18 protein-coding genes and 1 pseudogene are annotated in these 18411 nt (G+C 51.3%); 10 read left to right on the forward strand and 9 right to left on the reverse strand.

Annotated elements, in window-relative coordinates; genetic code table 11:
* Positions 1-121: 121 nt before the first annotated feature.
* Positions 122-1276, forward strand: a complete 1155-nt coding sequence (argE, locus tag J4E70_RS03490; RefSeq protein ID WP_213887656.1) for an acetylornithine deacetylase — start codon at positions 122-124, stop codon at positions 1274-1276.
* Here argE and J4E70_RS03495 read toward each other — a convergent pair.
* From J4E70_RS03495 to J4E70_RS03510, 4 genes are read right to left on the reverse strand one after another with little or no spacing between them, the layout of a single operon-like run.
* Positions 1273-1950 carry a DUF1028 domain-containing protein gene (locus tag J4E70_RS03495; protein WP_213887657.1) on the reverse strand — a complete coding sequence of 226 codons (678 nt, stop codon included), beginning with the start codon at positions 1948-1950 and terminating at the stop codon, positions 1273-1275. The two genes, argE and J4E70_RS03495, sit on opposite strands and share 4 nt — an antisense overlap.
* On the reverse strand, positions 1947-3110 hold the full coding sequence (locus J4E70_RS03500) for an aromatic ring-hydroxylating oxygenase subunit alpha (RefSeq protein WP_213887658.1): 1164 nt from the start codon (positions 3108-3110) through the stop codon (positions 1947-1949). Before J4E70_RS03500 ends, J4E70_RS03495 begins: the two co-directional genes overlap by 4 nt.
* Before the next feature lie 10 nt (positions 3111-3120).
* Entirely contained in the window at positions 3121-3531 is a 411-nt protein-coding gene (locus J4E70_RS03505) for a RidA family protein (protein ID WP_213887659.1), read from the reverse strand.
* Positions 3532-3578: 47 nt separating this feature from the next.
* Positions 3579-5036, reverse strand: coding sequence for a 4-hydroxyphenylacetate 3-hydroxylase family protein (locus J4E70_RS03510; RefSeq protein ID WP_213887660.1), 1458 nt, complete (start codon positions 5034-5036; stop codon positions 3579-3581).
* Positions 5037-5202: 166 nt separating this feature from the next.
* Here J4E70_RS03510 and J4E70_RS03515 point away from each other — a divergent pair, with 166 nt between their 5' ends.
* The 3 genes from J4E70_RS03515 to J4E70_RS03525 all read left to right on the forward strand — a co-directional run bounded on the left by J4E70_RS03515 (position 5203) and on the right by J4E70_RS03525 (position 8940).
* Complete coding sequence (locus J4E70_RS03515) at positions 5203-6105, forward strand: LysR family transcriptional regulator (protein ID WP_213887661.1); 903 nt, start codon at positions 5203-5205, stop codon at positions 6103-6105.
* Between the two features lie 107 nt (positions 6106-6212).
* Positions 6213-7829: a GMC family oxidoreductase gene (locus J4E70_RS03520; protein WP_213887662.1), complete on the forward strand. Its 1617-nt coding sequence runs from the start codon at positions 6213-6215 to the stop codon at positions 7827-7829.
* Positions 7830-7839: 10 nt separating this feature from the next.
* Positions 7840-8940, forward strand: a complete 1101-nt coding sequence (locus J4E70_RS03525) for a mandelate racemase/muconate lactonizing enzyme family protein (RefSeq protein ID WP_213887663.1) — start codon at positions 7840-7842, stop codon at positions 8938-8940.
* On the opposite strand, the gene J4E70_RS03530 is transcribed toward J4E70_RS03525, so the two are convergent.
* Complete coding sequence (locus J4E70_RS03530; protein WP_246531579.1) at positions 8937-9506, reverse strand: PAS and helix-turn-helix domain-containing protein; 570 nt, start codon at positions 9504-9506, stop codon at positions 8937-8939. The two genes, J4E70_RS03525 and J4E70_RS03530, sit on opposite strands and share 4 nt — an antisense overlap.
* 77 nt (positions 9507-9583) lie before the next feature.
* Here J4E70_RS03530 and J4E70_RS03535 point away from each other — a divergent pair, with 77 nt between their 5' ends.
* From J4E70_RS03535 to J4E70_RS03550, 4 genes are all read left to right on the forward strand, one after another.
* Positions 9584-10744, forward strand: coding sequence for an acetyl-CoA acetyltransferase (locus J4E70_RS03535; protein ID WP_213887664.1), 1161 nt, complete (start codon positions 9584-9586; stop codon positions 10742-10744).
* A 1-nt stretch (position 10745) separates the two neighbouring features.
* The gene (locus J4E70_RS03540; protein ID WP_213887665.1) at positions 10746-12266 is read left to right on the forward strand and encodes a class I adenylate-forming enzyme family protein; all 1521 of its coding nucleotides are present in this window, start codon (positions 10746-10748) and stop codon (positions 12264-12266) included.
* Between the two features lies 1 nt (position 12267).
* Positions 12268-13077 (forward strand): 3-hydroxybutyrate dehydrogenase, encoded by an 810-nt coding sequence (locus J4E70_RS03545; protein WP_213887666.1) that lies wholly within the window; start codon positions 12268-12270, stop codon positions 13075-13077.
* Positions 13078-13389: 312 nt separating this feature from the next.
* Positions 13390-13986, forward strand: a complete 597-nt coding sequence (locus tag J4E70_RS03550) for a DUF6639 family protein (protein ID WP_213887667.1) — start codon at positions 13390-13392, stop codon at positions 13984-13986.
* A gap of 315 nt (positions 13987-14301) precedes the next feature.
* Here the strand turns inward: J4E70_RS03550 and J4E70_RS03555 are convergent, their stop codons facing one another.
* Positions 14302-15495, reverse strand: coding sequence for a cation:proton antiporter (locus J4E70_RS03555; RefSeq protein ID WP_213887668.1), 1194 nt, complete (start codon positions 15493-15495; stop codon positions 14302-14304).
* Positions 15496-15859: 364 nt separating this feature from the next.
* Between J4E70_RS03555 and J4E70_RS03560 the strand changes: the two genes are divergently transcribed.
* Positions 15860-16285, forward strand: coding sequence for an HIT family protein (locus tag J4E70_RS03560; protein WP_213887669.1), 426 nt, complete (start codon positions 15860-15862; stop codon positions 16283-16285).
* Between the two features lie 72 nt (positions 16286-16357).
* Here J4E70_RS03560 and J4E70_RS19670 read toward each other — a convergent pair whose 3' ends face one another.
* A complete protein-coding gene (locus tag J4E70_RS19670; RefSeq protein ID WP_213887670.1) occupies positions 16358-16549 on the reverse strand; it encodes a winged helix-turn-helix transcriptional regulator in 192 nt (63 codons plus the stop codon).
* A 113-nt stretch (positions 16550-16662) separates the two neighbouring features.
* Between J4E70_RS19670 and J4E70_RS03570 the strand changes: the two are divergent.
* Positions 16663-16824, forward strand: a pseudogene (locus J4E70_RS03570) (tautomerase family protein); the annotation flags it as partial.
* 67 nt (positions 16825-16891) lie between these two features.
* On the opposite strand, the gene J4E70_RS03575 reads toward J4E70_RS03570, so the two are convergent.
* Both J4E70_RS03575 and J4E70_RS03580 read right to left on the reverse strand, forming a co-directional pair.
* A complete protein-coding gene (locus J4E70_RS03575) occupies positions 16892-17260 on the reverse strand; it encodes an SPW repeat domain-containing protein (protein ID WP_213887671.1) in 369 nt (122 codons plus the stop codon).
* 173 nt (positions 17261-17433) lie between these two features.
* Complete coding sequence (locus J4E70_RS03580; protein ID WP_213887672.1) at positions 17434-18369, reverse strand: AraC family transcriptional regulator; 936 nt, start codon at positions 18367-18369, stop codon at positions 17434-17436.
* Positions 18370-18411 lie beyond the last annotated feature (42 nt).

Here is an 18411-nt window from a genome sequence, read left to right on the forward strand (position 1 = left end):
GCGTTTTTCATCGGGAAATCCAGCATCTTTTCGAAATTCACCGTTCAATACTAATGCAACTGCCCTTCGGGTGTTCTATGCATTGTGCAAAGACACAATTGCAGACCGGAGTTTTTGCAATATGACATCTGCCGCGATACTTGAGAAATTGATTGCCTTTGACACCGTCAGCCGCAACTCGAATATGGAGTTGATGGGTTATATATCTGATTATCTTAGTAATTTCGGTGTGACGTCCGAACTTATCCCGAATGAAACAGGCACCAAGGCGAACCTTTATGCAACAATCGGGCCTGCAGACCGTGGCGGGGTGATGTTGTCCGGGCATACGGATGTTGTGCCAATTGATGGTCAGAACTGGACGAAACCCGCGTTCAGGCTGACATGCGAGAATGGTAAATACTACGGTCGCGGTACAACCGATATGAAGGGTTTCGTCGCCTGTGCGCTTCGGGCCGCGAAAAAAGCAAGTGAAAACAAGCTACTTACGCCCCTGCATCTGGCGTTTTCATATGACGAGGAAATTGGCTGTCAGGGCGTTAGATCTATGATTGACATGCTTGCCGTCATGCCTGTCCGGCCTGCAATGTGTATTGTCGGAGAACCGACAAGCCTTTCTGTTGCAACCGGGCACAAAGGTAAGGCTGCGTTTAAGGCATGCTGTACCGGGCGCGAAGGTCATTCCGCCTTGGCACCAATGGCATTGAACGCGCTGCATCTTGGGTGTGATTTTGTAAGTGTTTTGCGTGATGTGCAGACCCAGTTGCGCGAGAACGGTGCGCGGGACGCGGACTATGACGTACCCTATACAACAGTGCATGCCGCCAAGATCAACGGTGGCGTCGCGCTAAACATCGTGCCGAACCGCTGTGACGTTGACTTTGAAATTCGCAATGTTGCGCAGGATGACCCGACGAAAATCTTGGCAGACATCAAGGCCGGTGCCGCAGCAATTGTTGAAAAGGCAAAATCGCAGGCATCCGAAGCAGACATCGCAATCGAGGCAGGGTTTTCCTATCCGGGCCTGAACACGCCAACCGATGCTGGCGTTGTTGAATTCGTTAAATCCCTGACCGGGGCAAATGCAACGAACAAAGTATCCTTTGGCACCGAAGGCGGTTTGTTTTCCGAGCGGTTGGATGTGCCAACGGTTGTTTGCGGCCCGGGGTCTATGACGCAGGGCCATAAGCCAGACGAATATGTCGAAGTTGAGCAGATTGAACGGTGCGACGCTATGCTTGATACATTGCTGAACCGTCTGGTTGCCGGCCTTTAGGGATCTCCGGCGACGCCGTAGCTAGGTGCTATAGAAGGATTGATCGCGCGGTTCAGGTAGTCTTGCATCTGAGGTTCATAGTCCGTCCAGAGCCTTCGTAGCTCCACAATCGGATCAACATCGTGCCAGTCAACGCGCAGGTCAACCAGCGGAAACGGTTGATCGCCAGAAACCAGAAGGGCGGCTGAATGCACAGGACCTTCTTCACCACCTGCTGCAATTCCTCCTTCGATCCCTTGCAGCAATCGCTCTGCCAGATGCGTCGTGGGGTTTGCGTTGAAACCATCTGTGATAGCCTTGGCAATTGCAGCGCTTGACAGAAGATTACCGGCGGCGACGCAATCGGTATCTTCGCTAATCGCGTTGGTGCCAAGGATATGCGCACCGGTAAAATGGGCGGTGGAGCCGTTCGTATCAATTGCCGTGAGCTGCCGATAATCGATATGCGGACGATCCCGAATAACACTTTTGATTGCAGTCTCGGCATCCTGCCCTGACTGGAGCGCATCCAGAACCAATATTCCGAGATTTGGATCGGTGATGTTTTGCGTTGCGACTGCCCCAACGCCAGCACGGACATGGGGGCATCTGGCGCCAACGCAGATTGAGGACGTCGTGATCGCAACCCCAAACATGCCGGTTCTCGCGCATCGGCCTGCAATCGAAAATGTCATGCTTTTTCCTTTGGTGTTTTGCTCAGACGACGGGACAGGTATTTCTGAAAATCATGAATTTCACGTTCTAGCCAGCTAAGCTGCCCGGGCACTGCAAAATCAGATTTGGAACCAGCAAATATTCCTTCGACGACGCTGCGATCTTCCGTGTTCACATGGTCAAAGAATTTTATCAACTCTGCAACCCATGCATCGCGATCCGCAATGCTCGCCTCAACCTCCGGTGCTAAGGCAACGCCAAAGCGAACATCTACCTCACCAACCCCTTTCGGTCTAAGCGAGAGATACCAGAGGTGATCGGGCGCAAGAACATACATATGCGTCGGGAACACCGTGGGCAGAACTGATGTGTTTCGCCAATCCCCTTTAAGCGCGGTATTTTCCTCATGGGCTTTGCCGTAGGTAGCATCACCTGATTTCATGAAAGTCTGGTAGGTGAAGGTGTCATAAACCTCTTCGGGGAACATTGTTTTTTCAACAGGAAACCATGCCCCAACGGTTGCCTTGTGGGCGACTGGAAGGTGGTATCCCTCCATGAAGTTTTCGGTCAACAGTTTCCAGTTCGTTTGCCAGACATGGTCCTGGTTCACGACGGGAACGTAGTCTGCCATCCCGTATCGCGCGACAACTTTGTCCAATGGTGCGAGCGCGTCTTTTACAGGTTTGGCGTCGGGGTTCAGGGTAACATAAATCCAGCCATTCCAAATTTCGGTTCGAATTTCGGGCAGACAGATTTTGCTTTTGTCGAAACCTTCGGAACGCTCCATATAGCCGGCACCGATAAGTTGGCCATCATGTCGGTAGGTCCATGCGTGATAGGGGCAGACAACGCGTGAAGTTCGCCCACGCCCTTGGAGCAATTGCATCATCCGGTGGCGGCACACGTTGGTATAGGTTCTTACCCTGTCGGATTTATCCCGGATGCAAAAAACTGGCTCCCCGGCAATCGTATAGGTCAGGTAATCACCCGTTTTGGGAATTTCGGCTGCGAGGCCGGGGCACACCCAGTCTTTACGAAAGATCTGCGTCTCTTCGACCCTGGCGATGCTTTCATCCCAATACAATGCGGGAGATAGGCCCGTTGCTTTCGCCAGAGGCTTCTTCGCCGTTTTAGCGAGGTCTTTTAACAGTTGGGCCAAGGAGGGAGCTGTCGATATCATGGCAAACCCTTTAGTCCGGTATGACAGCGGTTACTTCGATTTCGACGACCCATTCCGGACGGGCCAGTGCCGGAACGACGAGCCCGGTTGAACAGGGGTGAACACCCTTAAGCCATTTCCCCATTTCACCGTAGACAGCGTCGCGGTAGCGAATATCGGTCAGGTAAACCACGATCCGGCAAATGCTATCCATCGTTGTTCCTGCTTCTTCCAAAAGCATCTTGATGTTCTGCATTGTTTTTTCGGTTTGCTTGGCTGCGTCGCCAACATGAAGCGAGTCGCGTGTGTCCAGATCTTGCGAAACCTGCCCGCGCAGAAAGACCATGGTGCCGCGGGCGATCACACCCTGGCTCAGGTCATTGTTCAGGTTTTGCTCCGGGTAGGTTTCCTTGGTGTTAAACGGACGAATACGTTTGTGCATCGTGGTGATCCAATATGTTCTGCAGTATCTTTATCGCAGATTTGGTTTCAGTGTTTTTTTGCGCCCCAGACGTTGTCTGACAAACCGGCCGCTTTATGAGCAAAGTCGAGCGGGCCATTCCAGTCAAAATTGCGATAAACCGCCGCCAGCTGGGCAAAGGGTGGAGATTGTGCAAAAAGCTGGAACGTCAAACGGTGACCCGCGTAATCCGAGTTCAGAAGGTCGCGTCCAAGGGCGAGCAGTTTACGCCGGTCGTCCGAAATCCAATCGTCATTGATGGTGTAGAACTTATCAAGCCAAGGTTTCGTCTCCGGGTTTTCAAATGATGCGGCGTCAGGTGTCACACAAAGTTGCCCACCGCACAGTTCGCGCGCCAGATGCATCATGCGGGGCAGGTTGGTAAGCGCATGAACACGGCCAGACATCAGCATCGATTGATGTGGCATCAGCAATCCATTTGGGCTTTTCTCGGCCATCGCAATTGATGCGGTGAGGAATGCATCTATTCCTTCCCGCCAGACTGCGAGTTCGGACAGCTTTTCCTGAACCGCCTGTTGTTTGTCGAGCCCGGTTTGTCTCACATTCCAGAGCGCGGTTCCGATGATGAGGTCTGCGTAAGACAGCGTGCGTTGCACAAAAGGAAACGCGGAATACCGGTGCAGCGTTGCCCTGATAAAGGCCGCAGCGCGCGTGTGCTGGTAGAAAAGAACGTCTTCCCACGGCACAAGCACATCATCCAGGATCATCAGCGTGTCGATCTCGTCACAACGACTGGACAGCGGGTAGTCGGCGGCGGGGGCGCGGTCGGCAAAGCCTGATCGGCAGATGTGTTTCACGCCGGGTGCGTCCATTTTGACGATACAGCCAAGCGCATAGTCAGAAAGCTCTGCATTTCCCCAATTGGCGATGGTCGGTTTCAGAAAAGCCTGATTGGAATAGGAGGCCGCGGTTTCATATTTTGCGCCCCGGATAACGATACCGGCGTCGGTTTCTTTTACGACATGAACCAGCATGTCAGGGTCTTGTTCTTGCGGCGCTTTGGAACGATCACCTTTCGGGTCCGTGTTTGCGGATACATGGAACGGATCATTCTTGATGGCCTGATGAATGTGACGCTCTATGTTTTCGGCAAACCTTGGGTCGATTTCATTCAGGATGTCCTTGCCATCCCAGAGCGACCACATTTCGCCAATCGTTTCATCACCAACGCGTGTTACAATGCCGCCGATGTCATGCATCTGCAGGTCGACTGCATCGCGTTTGTCCTGCCAGTCTTTTTTCTCATAGGGCAGTCGCAACCCGATGGCATAGCGTTCGCCATCTTCTTCATAAGTTGTGGCAGTCTGCGTTTTCTCATCGTGCTGCATGTCGTAAATTCGCGCACGAATATCGACGACGGGCTTCATCAGTCGATGAGTTGTTACGTCCTTGACGCGCTCACCGTTAATCCAGACCTCGCGGCCATCACGAATAGAGTCCCTGTAGAAATCGCCAGTCCGGATCATGAAACGCTCTCTTTTTATTATCTAATTCCAAAAATGGGGGTCTGATGGCCAAAAAAATCTGAAGACCACTCCCCCGATTCCAAGTTTCAAATTAACCCTCATTGAGTTCTTGGAATAAGTAAAATTCAATCTTTATTAAGATTGCATAGTTTTATACTATTTAGTCATGATCCAATACTCACTAAGACAGCTGGAATATCTGGTCGCCTGCATTGACACAGGGTCGGTTGCCGGGGCTGCACAAAAACTGAACGTCTCTCAACCCTCAATATCGGTAAGCATCACGAAGCTGGAGGCGACGCTGGGTGTACAGTTGTTGATCCGGCATCATGCGCAGGGGGTCAGCCCAACCGCGGCGGCAGAGCGCCTTGTACAATCCGGACGCAATTTGCTTAGCCATGCCTACGAGCTTCAGCGTCAGGCGCATCTGGAAGGCGAAGCGATCTCAGGCGAATTGTGTGTTGGAAGTTTCATAACCATCGCACCATCCTATCTGCCAAGAGTCATCAAGAACCTCAAAGGCGTTCATCCTGAAATTCAAATTCAGTTGCGCGAAGGTACACAGGACCAATTGGTCAGCAAGCTTCGTGATGGCCTTCTTGAAATGGCTTTTCTCTATGATGAAGACCTGCCCGAAGATCTGCGAAAGGTGGAGTTGGCAACGGTTTCACCCTACGTGCTGCTGCCCCGACATCATCCACTGGTAAAAAGGAAATCCGTTTCGCTTTCAGAGCTTGCACCAGAACCTTTCATTTTGTTGGATGTGCAGCCAAGTCGACGTTATTTTACAGGGCTTTTCGAGGCTGAGGACCTGACACCCAATATAGCCTATTCATCTTCGTCGCTTGAAACGGTGCGCGGACTCGTTGGCTGCGGGCTTGGATATTCTTTGCTTGTGACACGCCCAAAAGGGGATCTGACTTATGATGGTGCCGCGCTTGTTGTGAGGCCAATCAAAGAAATGTCTCGCAAAAGCAGGATCGTTCTTGCGAGCCTGAATGCGCTTCGCCCAACGCAGATTATGAAGAGCTTCGAGGAATTCTCTGTCGCGCATTTCAAAGCTGGTTGAGCGCTGAACGAAAAAGCGTTTGGCAAATCCCTAAGTTCTGTAGCTAAGTGTGGGAAACTGCCCCGTTGGGGTTTCACAAAACCTGCGTATGACTGACGGACTGCTACATGAATGAATACGACTACATCATCGTGGGTGCGGGTTCGGCGGGTTCTGTCCTGGCAAATCGGCTTTCTGAAAATGAAAAGAACAGCGTGCTGGTGCTAGAGGCTGGAGGTTCAGATTGTAGTTTCTGGGTTCAGTTGCCGATTGGGTATGGCAAAACCTTTCACGACGAGCGGTTCAATTGGAAATACACAACAGAGCCTGACCCCGGATTGAACGGCAACCGGATCTACTGGCCACGCGGCAAGGTTATGGGCGGGTCCAGTTCGATCAACGCAATGGTTTATGTACGCGGGCACCCGCTGGACTATGATGACTGGGCCAAGGTAGCACCCGGGTGGGGCTGGTCCGACGTCGCCCCGATATTCCGCAAGGTGGAAGACTGGGCCGGAGGGGCCGATGGAGTGCGGGGTGAAGGTGGCCCACTTCATGTGCATGATATTTCAAATGAGGTGCACGGGCTTACGCGCACATATCTTACCGCTGCCAAACAGGCAGGCATCAGGTTCAATCTGGACTATAATGGCGAATATATGGAAGGGGCGTCACTCTACCAGATCACAACCCGCAATGGTCGACGTGAATCAACATCTCGCAGTTATTTGCGGCCCGCATTGCGGCGTCGAAATCTTGATCTGCAACTCGAGGCACATGTCACTCGTGTTCTTTTTGAAGGCCGCCAAGCCAGTGGTGTGGAATTCACGCAAGGCGGGGAAAAGAAAACAGCGAAGGCAAAGCGCGAAGTAATTCTGTGTGGTGGTGCGATAAATTCACCCCAGCTTTTGCAGCTATCCGGGGTCGGGCCAGAGAGCCTATTGCGAAACTTGGGCATTCCGGTTGTACAGGCATCACCAGAAGTTGGCCGTAATCTGATGGATCATCTGGGCTTTGGGCATCACTACAAGGCGAATGTTCCAACACTAAATCAAGACTTAAATTCTGTCTTGGGGAAGCTTAGGGCAGGCCTGCAATATTTGCTCAGGCGTTCAGGTCCTCTCTCACTCAGTCTAAATCAGGGTGGGGGTTTCGTTCGGATTGATACAAACGCTGACAGACCAGACACGCAACTTTACTTTTCGCCGTGCAGCTTTACCTCGGCGCCGGTCGGGACGCGGCCGGTGATGACTCTTGATCCGTTCAAAGGGTTCATGATTGGCTTCAACCCGTGCAAGCCGACCAGTGCCGGCCATTTGAGAATCCGCTCAGCCGATCCGTTTGAAACGCCTGAAATGCATGCAAACTATCTGGCAACGGAATATGATTGCCGGATTATGCTGGCAGGGTCAAAACTGCTTCGAAAAATTGCCCGAAGCCCTGCGCTTGATGCGGCTATTGAGCTAGAAATTCCAGTGGCTACATCTGCCATGCAGGATGATGAGTTGCTGTCGTTTATCCGTGAAAATGCGTCTACGGTGTTTCACCAATGCGGAACGTGCCGGATGGGGACAGACGCATCGGCCAATGTTGTGGACGCACGACTTCGGGTACATGGTGTCCACGGTTTACGTGTTGCGGACGCCTCGGTTTTTCCTACTATTCCTACAGGCAACATCAATGCCCCGGCCATTATGGTTGGGGAAAAGGCTGCAGAAATTACTCTGGAAGATGCGCATAGCTGAAAGGTGTCCGATGAAGATCAGGAAAATTGAGAGTTTCAGCAATGAATTTGTAGGATTCGTGCGCGTAACGGCCGAGAATGGGGCACAAGGCTGGGGTCAGGTTTCAACCTATCATTCTGACATTACCACGCAGATATTGCACCGTCAGGTGGCCCCCTGGACGCTTGGCAAAGACACGGGCGATCTGGACGACTTGCTCGATTTTATTTTCGAGCGCGAGCATAAGTTCCCCGGATCCTACATCAACCGGGCTATGGGTGGTCTGGAAACGGCGATCTGGGACATGCGCGGCAAGCAGGCGGGCAAATCTGTTTGCGAACTTTTAGGTGGAACACCAGGGACAATTCGGGCTTACGCCTCGTCCATGAAACGCGACATAACGCCGAAAGACGAAGCAGAGCGATTAAAGCGATTGCGTGACGAAAAAGGGTTTGATGCATTTAAGGTTCGGGCAGGGGCGGAAGTTGGTCGCAATCAGGATGAATGGCCGGGCCGGACTGAAGAGATAATACTGACCATGCGCCGTGAACTTGGTGACGACGTTGACCTGCTGATAGATGCGAACAGTTGTTATTCGCCTGACCGCGCCATCGAAGTGGGGCATATTTTACAGGATAACGGCTTTTGCCACTATGAAGAACCCTGTCCTTACTGGGAGTTTGACCAGACCAAACAGGTGACTGATGCTTTGGATATCGACGTAACGGGCGGTGAGCAGGACTGCATGATCCCGACATGGAAACAGATGATTGACAACCATATTGTCGATATCGTTCAGCCCGATGTAATGTACATGGGTGGTATCAGCCGCACGATGCGCGTGGTGCGCATGGCAGAGGCCGCTGGCCTGCCGGTCACGCCGCATTGCGCGAACCTGTCGATGGTCACTTTGTTCACAATGCATTTGCTACGCGCCATTCCAAACGCAGGGAAGTATCTGGAGTTTGCGATTGAAGGGCCAGACTATTATCCGTGGCAGGACGGACTATTTGTTCAGTCACCATTTGAGATTGAAGATGGAAAAGCCCGTGTCACGGACGCACCCGGTTGGGGCGTTGAAATCAACCCGGAGTGGCTCGCGAAATCCGCTTATCAGGTAAGCGAAGTTTAGACCGGCATACCGGACAGTTTCGCCATAAGCTCAAAGCCGTTCTTTGCTTCGAATTTTTGCAACAACTTAGCGCGGTAGACTTCTACCGTTCGTGGTGACAGCGCCAGGTCCTGCGCAATTGCCTTTGTTGGCAGTCCTTGCGTCAAAAGCATTGCGACCTGCCGTTCGCGTCGTGTTAATTTTACCATCGGGCGGCTGTCAGAGAGATCGACGAAACTCCAGACACAATGGGTAAACGGGTGCTTCGGGTCTTCGGATTGCCCACGTGCGCGGCACCAGAAAAGTTCGCCGTTTGCGCGCTTCATGATGCGTTCATCCTGATAGCGACCATTGGTAAGCATCTGTGCCCTGCCAAGTTTGCCGATGTCCAGAAATTCCTTGTTGCTTGGATAGAGCATCGAGAGCAACTGCCCTTCAAGTTCCTCTGCGGCATAGCCGAAGATTTCGCAAAATCGGCGGTTGCAACGCTCCACAATCCGCTCTCGCGTCACGACAAGCCCGATAGGTGCCATGTCAAAGCCAAAATTGTTTTCTTCGGGTTCTGTGCTGTTCGAAATTTTCGCCAAACTACGTAGTCTCACTAATTGCGCGGTTCAGTGAGGATGGGAATACTCTGCCGCGTAGTCAAGTCAGAGGAAATATCATGGACGCAAGGATCGTTGGATGGGGCCACACGCCCTTTGGCCACCTTAAGGAAAGCACGCTTGAAGACATGATCTTAGATGTCGCGAAGCAAGCGGTTTCACATGCTGGTGTGGAGTATGAGGACATTGACGGCATTTGGCTGGGGCATTTTAACTCCGGTATGGTGAGTGATGGTTTCGCCTCGTCCCTTGCACTGAACGCAGATGATGCTTTGCGTTTTAAGCCTGCCGTGCGGGTGGAAAACGCATGTGCCTCGGGGTCCGCTGCCATTCATGCAGCGCGCAATGCAATCCGTGCAGGAGACACAAAGATCGCGCTTGTTCTTGGTGCAGAAAAGATGACCAATTGCGATACCGAAAAGGTCACAGAGGCACTGGCAGGCGCGTCTTATCAAAAGGAAGAAGCTGGCGTTTCCTTCCCTCAAATTTTTGCACAATTCGCGCAAAGTTACTTTCAGCAAAATGGCGATCATTCAAAAACCCTTGCTCGCATAGCTGCTAAAAACCACGCGAATGCGGTGAGCAACCCGCTTGCACATCTGAAAAAAGACATGGGGTTTGAGGCATGCAACACGGTGAGTGAGAAAAACCCGCTGATTGCGGCCCCGCTTCGCATGACCGATTGTTCGCTCATCAGTGATGGCGCGGCCGCGCTGATTTTGGTGGCAGACGATATTGCCGAAAACTTTGAGCACAACATCGCATTTCGTGCGGCGGTGCAGGTAAATGACTACCTGCCAATGTCGCGCCGCGATCTGCTTGCGTTTGAAGGGCCAACTGAGGCATTCTCTCGGGCGTTTGAACAGGCGGGAGTCGCACTGTCAGACATCGACTTTGCGGAAGTGCACGATTGTTTTACAATCGCGGAGCTTTTGATCTACGAGGCTATAGGGCTTACCCCACGCGGGCAGGGCGCGCGGGCAATTGCCGAGGGGACGGTTTATGCCGATGGTGCCTTGCCGGTGAATCTTTCAGGCGGGTTGAAAGCAAAAGGCCACCCTGTAGGCGCTACTGGTGTTTCGATGCACGTTCTTGCGGCCCAACAACTGACGAACAACGCAGGCGATATGCAAAAAGATGGCGCGGAGCTTGGTCTGGTGTTCAACATGGGTGGCTCTGGTGTTGCCAACTATTGCAGCATCCTCGAAAACGGGAAGTGACATGAACCTTGCAAATTGGCTGATAAGAACTGCAAACCTACATCCGGATCGTCCCGCGCTAATCAAAGGCACGACCGCCTGCGCAAACTACGAAGAGTTTGCACGACGTGCGGCGGCAATTGGTGGATACTTAAAAAATGAATTGGGTGTTGGAACGGGCGACCGTGTCGCTGTTTTCATGCCAAATTCAACAGAATATCTCGAGGTGCTTTACGGCATTTGGTTTGCAGGTGCTGCCGCTGTACCAATCAACGCCAAACTGCATGAAAAAGAAGCCACCTGGATCATCGGAAATTCCGGTGCTGTAGCTGTGTTTACTAGCGATAAGTACCGGGCAGCTCTTGCAGAAACACCTATAGACAGTGCCGTGCCGCTTATTTCTGTGGATCGTGACGAGTATGCGTCGCTATATGAAACAGAGCCGCTTTCATCACCCGTCACGATAGGGCAGGATGATCTGGTCTGGCTGTTTTACACATCGGGAACCACCGGAAAGCCCAAGGGAGTCATGATTTCATCGGCCAATATACAGGCGATGACCATGTCATACTTTGTTGATGTTGATGAGGTCAGTGTTTCTGATGCGGCCCTTTATGCAGCGCCAATGTCACATGGGGCAGGGCTATATAACTTTATGCATGTTATCCGTGCGGCGCGGCACGTGGTGCCAGAGTCTGGTGCGTTTGACGCTGACGAAATTCTGGGAATTACACCGCAGCTAGATAACGTTTCGATGTTTGCCGCCCCCACCATGGTGCGCCGTTTGGTAGAGCGCGCCAAAGCACTGGGCAGCCGGGGCGAGGGTATCAAAACAATCGTCTATGGCGGCGGCCCGATGTACCTTGCCGATATCATTGATGCGGTTGAGGCGATGGGACCACGCTTTGTACAAATTCTTGGACAAGGCGAATGTCCAATGTGCATCACGGCTCTTAGTCGCGACCTTGTCGCTGATCGTAAGCATCCCAACTGGCGTAAGCGACTGTCAAGCGTTGGGGTTGAACAAAGCATGGTAACGGTCCGAATTTGCGGTGCCGATGGGCAGGAATTGCCAACGGGTGAAATTGGCGAGATTTGCGTTGCTGGCGTGCCCGTCATGCTCGGCTATTGGCAAAACGAGAAAGCCACAAGCGAGACGATCATCGACGGCTGGCTGCGGACAGGTGATATGGGTGCGATGGATCAGGACGGTTTTGTCACGCTGCATGATCGCTCAAAAGATGTTGTGATTTCGGGCGGCAGTAATATCTACCCGCGCGAGGTCGAGGAAGCCTTGCTTTTGCACCCAAATGTTTCCGAAGTGTCCGTTGTCGGCAAACCAGATCCGGAATGGGGTGAAATCGTTGCGGCGTTCGTTGTTTCAGACGGGGTTGATTCAGCAGTGCTTGATGCCTTTTGCCTTGATCAAATAGCACGTTTCAAAAGGCCAAAACTCTATAAATTCGTGAGCGAACTGCCAAAGAACAACTATGGTAAGGTTCTGAAAACTGAATTGCGCGCGCAGCTTGAAAGTGAGGGGTAAGATGACAGTTAATTCACTAGAAGGCCGGGCAGCCTTTGTTACCGGATCGGTACAAGGAATCGGGCTGGCGGTTGCCAAATCCCTTGCCAGCGCTGGCGCAAATGTTGCACTGCATGGTCTTGCAAACCCCGAACAAGCAGAGGCTGCCATGGCAGAGGTGCGTGCCGCGGGTGCACCTGATGTGATCTTTCTCGACACCGACCTCAGCAAGGCTGGGGCAATTGACGGAATGGTCAAAGCGCTGCGCGATTGGCGCGAGATTGATATCCTGGTCAACAATGCGGGCATTCAGAAAACCACGTCGATTGCGGATGCCACCGCTGAAATCTGGGAGTCGGTTCTTGCGGTGAACCTGAGTGCACCGTTTCACATCATGCGCCATCTGATGCCATCAATGGCGGAGCGTGGCTTTGGCCGGGTGGTCAACATCGCGTCAGTGCATGGCTTGGTTGCTTCGCAAAACAAGGCACCCTATGTGTCCTCCAAATTTGGCCTCGTCGGGCTTAGCCGTGTTGCGGCGCTTGAATATGCGTCGGCTGGGTCAAGGTCGACCGGAGGTGTGACCGTCAACTGCATTTGCCCGGGTTGGACGGAAACCGCGATTATCGAGCCACAGATTGCAGCGCGCGCAGCAGAGTTAGGTGGTGACAGGGATAAGGGCGTTGCAAGCCTTCTTGCGGAAAAGCAGCCGAGCCTGCGCACCTCGGACCCTTCTGAAATTGGAGAGCTTTGTGTCTGGCTGTGCAATAAAGTGGCCCACAACGTAACCGGAACGTCTATTCCAGTTGACGGTGGCTGGACGGCGCAGTGAAAAATAGTTCGATTTGCATATTGGAAATTACTGTTGGTGTTCGTCCGAGTGAACCATCGATTGTTCAGTTAGCATAGCTGCGTCGGATCATCATTTCGACTTCGCTTTTCATCTGCCTGAATAGAATGTGATTAATCTCAACTAAGCCTAGAAATATGGGGTTAGATTAGGTGAGATGATTTTGCAGAACTACTTGGCCTGGGTGCAATGCGGTTTACGATGAAATTAAGGAACACAAGCTTTTGCACAGTAGTACTTGGGAGTTTTGCTTTAGCGCCCATAGCAAAATCTGAGGTCGTACAGTGCGAGAATTTGGAGATCAGCGTCGATTCATCTGACAACGCTCTTGCCCAGCACATCTGCCAAGTTGCAGAACAGGCACGTGATCAGTTGAATGCGTGCCATCTGTTTCAGGCGGAACCAGTTCAAATTAAAATTACAGAGCAACCAAGGCTTAACCATTTTGATTGCTTGGGTGTGTTTAGGTGTGAAGACTCTGTTGTCGAAGTCATTAGACCATCCCGTATTCCTGAAGTTTTGGTTGAGGATGACCCGCTTATACTGATTTCAGAAAATATCGTTTTTGACAGTGTTATCGTGCATGAATTGACCCATGCTTTTGCGCATCAAACGTTAACAACAAGAAGTGGAAGTGTCGCTCAGGACGAGTATTTAGCTTACGCAATGCAGTTTGAATTTATGCCTGAAGACGCGCGAAATGTTATGCTAGAGACGCGCTCAATCGCAACAGATGTCACTCTGGATTCGCTCAATGAAATGATCTTGATGTTTGCACCCACTTTGTTTGGCTTGCGCGCTTGGACGCATTTTAACTATGAGAACAACGGATGTGAGTTTTTTCAGCTTATTCTGGACGACAAGGTGAATTTCGCACCGGAATTTGAGTGACGCAAAAGAGCGCATTATCGACCGCACACAACTAGTGGCTACCTGTCGTTAGCGAGTCTCTCTCAGTCGTTGTGCTGCAATACTGGAACGGTTTTCTATTACCGGTTCTGCCTGCAATGTTGCGAGAAATTCGATTTAAGGCAAAACGAAAATCTTCGCATAGATATCTGTCTTTTCGGGTGAAAAGGGACCTACTCTAGCGTCTTGGGTGGGGTGAAACGGCACTCAGGCGGTCCGCTTTTGATCAGGACGTACGACAAACAATTTATGATTGGTTTTCGTACGCGCTAAAAAATTAGTTCAAGCCGAAAGCTTTTAAGTGGCCTCAGAATCTTTCAGGTCCTGACCCCTGGCTGTGTTCACACGACCAATGGCAAACGACGTTGCCGCAGGTCCCAGAACTTCGAAAAAGACCGTCGTTCCAATTGTGAGTGCCATGATTGTTTCAGCCCAGTCCGGAAACTGTTTGCTTGCGACCAATGCCATACCAACCGCCACCCCGGCTTGCGGCATCAGCGCGGCACCGTACCACGGGCGCTCAGATTTTGGTACGCCAGCAACCTGAGCACCAAACCATCCACCCACAATTCGGGACACGCACCGGAAAACCACATAGGCAACCCCGATCCACCCAATCTTGATAAGAATAGCGGGTTCCAGCGAAGCGCCCGCAAGAATGAAAAACAGGATCATAAAGGGCCATTGGATATGTTCTATTTCATGGAAAGCGCGTTTATGGTGGCGTGCCCGATTAACGATTATCACACCAACAGTCATGCCGCTTATCAAGTATGAAAGTTCCAGCCAGATCGAAAACCCCGCAGTTAGAAAGACAAGAGCGAGCGCTTCGATTTGCAACGGTTCTCCCCCTGTTAGTCGCCCTGTTAGATATGCGGCGGGAAACCCGATTACAGCCCCAAGCAGGATTGAACCACCAAGTTCGCGGGCGACGCCAGAAAGTATCTCTGCGTCGCCGCTTCCGTTTAATTGATGCACAACTACGACAATCAAACTGAAAGCGATTAAACCCCACGCATCGTCGATCGCAACGATACCTTTCAGTGTTTTCGGGAATGCGCCCTTTGCGCCGGACTGGCGTATGACATCTTGGGTTGCTGCGGGGTCAGTTGCTGTCGCGATAGCACCAAGAAGCAGGGCAATTTTTATGTCCATTCCCAGCAACCAAAGCCCAACGCTAACAATGGCAAGCGTTGCAAGCACAATAGAAACCGATATTGCGACAATTGGTTTTCCATGCTTTCTCAGATTTTTTGTTGTCAAGGATCCGCCAAGCAGAAAAGCGACCATGGTCAATGCCACGATTGAAAGAAACTCGTACCAGGCTTCAACTTCGGTTGGGATGACATCAAAACCAGCGCCGCCCGCGATGATACCGCAGCCCAGTAAAAGCGTGACGCGTGGCAGACGTGTCTGATGCCCTACCTGATCAGCGGCAAGCCCGGCAACGAAGAGGGTTCCGAGCGAAATAAGAATGACTGCCAGATCCATTGAGTGGTGCCTCCTTTGGTATCTAGGTCATGGATAGATAAGCAGATTAAACGCGTCAGGGGAAACGTCTTTCATTTAATTTTCATTAACTGCCATGAATTGGCAACAAGGTTCTCAACGATTAGTAAATTGTTAAGGTTTTGACTGTGTAAGCTGCACAATCAATTCCTGAAATTCTGAACGATTATCAGGTCGTTTCCAAGTTGCACGCGTCAATACAAGACAGGAACGTACATTTGGTAAAACTCAGTCAGAAACTGCGGTGTTACGCGTTCTGGATACAAAAAATGAGTTGAACCAAATTGCAATTTCCAGTCAAAACAGCCAGCTTAGGGCCAACAGCAAAATCAAGGACGTTTGAAAAATGAGTTATGACAGCGACAATGTTTTCGCGAAAATACTGAGGGATGAAATTCCCTCCATGCGTGTATATGAAGATAGTGAAACGCTTGCCATGATGGACATCATGCCACGCGCGGACGGGCATGTTCTGGTGATTCCAAAGACACCGGCTAGGAATATGCTGGATGCGTCGGCTGAGCAGATGGCTGCTTGTTTGAACACTGTGCAAAAAATCAGCAGAGCCATGATGCAAGCGTTTGAGGCGGACGGTGTGACAGTTCAGCAATTTAACGAGACTGCTGGAGGTCAGGAAATTTTCCACTTGCATTACCACGTGTTGCCGCGTTTCGAAGGGGTCCGGTTGCGTCCTCCCGGCAATATGGAAGATGCTGAGGTTCTGAAAGCAAACGCTGAAAAAATTCGCGCTGCTTTGTCTGCTAAGTCATAGATTGTCTCATTGCGTTTCGTACGGTACGGCAAGTTATTTTACCGTGCCGTTCCTTCAACGAATGTCCGACATTCACGATTGCCTCGTTCGCGGGACCAGCTCTGCGCCAAGGTCGGCCAGTGAATACTCGACCGATGGCGTCGACGCTGGGTTTACATCCCTTATAACGACGCCGTTAGGTTCCAGTTCTCTTAACCTACGTGTCAGCCTGAACTGGCATTTGCCGATCTCTATTCCACAGGTTTTTTGACCCTCATATAGCACTACAGACTCTGGCAGATCATCTCAAAGGTCTTTGATATTTTAAAGAGTTCCGAAACCGTCTGAAAGGACCAGATATATCTTACGTTAATATCTAACTAACCCCAGAAAAAACGACACTCGAAAACAAAGACCGGCTTATAAAAGGAGCGACCGATTTGCTGGTGGATGTTTTGGGTAAATCACCTGCAACGATATTTGTGGTGATCGATGTTGTGGAAATCGAAGACTGGGAGCTTGGAGGGCTCCCTGTACATGAATACCGAAAACAGCAATAGTCTTAGGTAAGAAGCGCGCCTCAAAAGTCTGGGCGCGCTTTCAAGTTGTAACTTGGCAGGCTGTGGATCAGACTGAAACAACGCTTTCTTCTGGTTTATGAAGCGAAATTACAGTGACAACTGCAGCGCCATTCAGCCAATAGAAAAGTGCGTCAATTCCGCTAAAGCCAAAAAGTGTTGGCGCAGCCAGGAAAGTCAGACCAACTGCCAAGTCAACACCCATGTGAAACTTATAGGGCAGTATGCGGACAACACCCAAATGGTGGTCTGTCAAAAGGGTCAGAACAAAAGCGGCGACACCAGTTACGACAGAAAGCCAGAGTGCGAACACGTTACTATCCCCAAGACCAAGGACAAAAGGGAGTGTGATTAGGGCCATAGCGACGGGATAGTCCAGGTATGCGTGGATGGTTTTTGTTACAAAACGTAGGGACATGATCATTTTCCATTCGTGAGTTCAAATAAAGATACGGTCGGACGTCGTCTCGACGTGAGTGGAATTTATGATCAGAAGTTTGTACGATCAAAGCCAGAACGTACGCAATATTATGCAGATCGTTCAGTTCATATCTGAATAGAGAACGAGCGTGCTTTTTCTGATTATGAAACTTAGTGAACTGATCTGAATGCGGCAGGTGTTAGCCCAACCTCTTTCTTGAACACCCTCGAAAATGCAGATTCCGAAGCGTAACCTGTCAGTTCCGCGACGTCCGACACATTGAGGTTGCGTTCTGCAAGGCCCTGTCGGGCGATCTGCATGCGCCAGCTTGTCAGATATTGCATGGGTGTCACTGTCATTTTGCGTGCGAAAAGCTGGGCAAATCCCGTGCGTGATAAACCCGCGACCCGTGCAAGGCTTTCGACGCTCCAATTCTTTGCTGGGTCCTTGTGAAATGCTGTTAGGGCACGCGATAGATGCGGGTCAGCAAAGCCGGACAGGGCTGTGTCATCAGAGGCCTGCTTTTCGATATGGGCGCGAATGGCCTGGGCAAAGATTGCTTCGGACATCTTGAGTGCAATAAGATCGCCCCCTAACCGTGCGACTCCAGCTTCGTTGCCGATCACACGCAAGGTTGCCTCCATCCAGGTGCCAGCATCTTCGCCATAGTTTTGGATATGAACAAAGGATGGCAGGCGTTCAATGATCAGGTGACGCGACCCCGGAGCGAACGAAAAATGCCCACAGATTAACTGAGCTTCATGTTCCTCGTCCGGGCCGCCATGCACCAAAACGCCTTCGCCGGTGTAACCGGATTCTTCCAAAACCCTGTCCAGCTTCATAACGTTTTCCGGCAATGTTGTGTGGCAGTAAAGGCTATGGCCCACGCCATGTGGGATGATGACAAGATCGCCCTGCGCTACTTTCACGGTTTCACCGGTCTCCGTCAGGCGAATGATGCAGTTTCCGCGATGTGCAAAATGAAACCTCGCAACATTTTCAAAGGCAGGGACTTCCACACCCCAAGGCGCCGTAAAGCTGGTGCGGAAGTAAAGTGTTCCCTTGACGGACAAGCGGGTGAGGATATCGCTGAGCAAATCTAACATAGATTTCACATTACAGATTAAATCGTTTTCGTCCAGAGTTCT

It is taken from the genome of Pseudohalocynthiibacter aestuariivivens, from assembly GCF_018457175.1.
Taxonomy (GTDB): Bacteria; Pseudomonadota; Alphaproteobacteria; order Rhodobacterales; family Rhodobacteraceae; genus Pseudohalocynthiibacter; species Pseudohalocynthiibacter aestuariivivens.

Coding starts and splice junctions, on each gene's coding strand:
- J4E70_RS03535 (WP_213887664.1), top strand. CDS start 9,584: ATGGACGCAAGGATCGTTGGATGGGGCCACACGCCCTTTGGCCACCTT.
- J4E70_RS03510 (WP_213887660.1), bottom strand. CDS start 5,036: ATGATCCGGACTGGCGATTTCTACAGGGACTCTATTCGTGATGGCCGC.
- J4E70_RS03580 (WP_213887672.1), bottom strand. CDS start 18,369: ATGTTAGATTTGCTCAGCGATATCCTCACCCGCTTGTCCGTCAAGGGA.
- J4E70_RS03545 (WP_213887666.1), top strand. CDS start 12,268: ATGACAGTTAATTCACTAGAAGGCCGGGCAGCCTTTGTTACCGGATCG.
- J4E70_RS03515 (WP_213887661.1), top strand. CDS start 5,203: ATGATCCAATACTCACTAAGACAGCTGGAATATCTGGTCGCCTGCATT.
- J4E70_RS03500 (WP_213887658.1), bottom strand. CDS start 3,110: ATGATATCGACAGCTCCCTCCTTGGCCCAACTGTTAAAAGACCTCGCT.
- J4E70_RS03540 (WP_213887665.1), top strand. CDS start 10,746: ATGAACCTTGCAAATTGGCTGATAAGAACTGCAAACCTACATCCGGAT.
- J4E70_RS03525 (WP_213887663.1), top strand. CDS start 7,840: ATGAAGATCAGGAAAATTGAGAGTTTCAGCAATGAATTTGTAGGATTC.
- argE (WP_213887656.1), top strand. CDS start 122: ATGACATCTGCCGCGATACTTGAGAAATTGATTGCCTTTGACACCGTC.
- J4E70_RS03560 (WP_213887669.1), top strand. CDS start 15,860: ATGAGTTATGACAGCGACAATGTTTTCGCGAAAATACTGAGGGATGAA.
- J4E70_RS03555 (WP_213887668.1), bottom strand. CDS start 15,495: ATGGATCTGGCAGTCATTCTTATTTCGCTCGGAACCCTCTTCGTTGCC.
- J4E70_RS03575 (WP_213887671.1), bottom strand. CDS start 17,260: ATGTCCCTACGTTTTGTAACAAAAACCATCCACGCATACCTGGACTAT.
- J4E70_RS03505 (WP_213887659.1), bottom strand. CDS start 3,531: ATGCACAAACGTATTCGTCCGTTTAACACCAAGGAAACCTACCCGGAG.
- J4E70_RS03495 (WP_213887657.1), bottom strand. CDS start 1,950: ATGACATTTTCGATTGCAGGCCGATGCGCGAGAACCGGCATGTTTGGG.
- J4E70_RS03520 (WP_213887662.1), top strand. CDS start 6,213: ATGAATGAATACGACTACATCATCGTGGGTGCGGGTTCGGCGGGTTCT.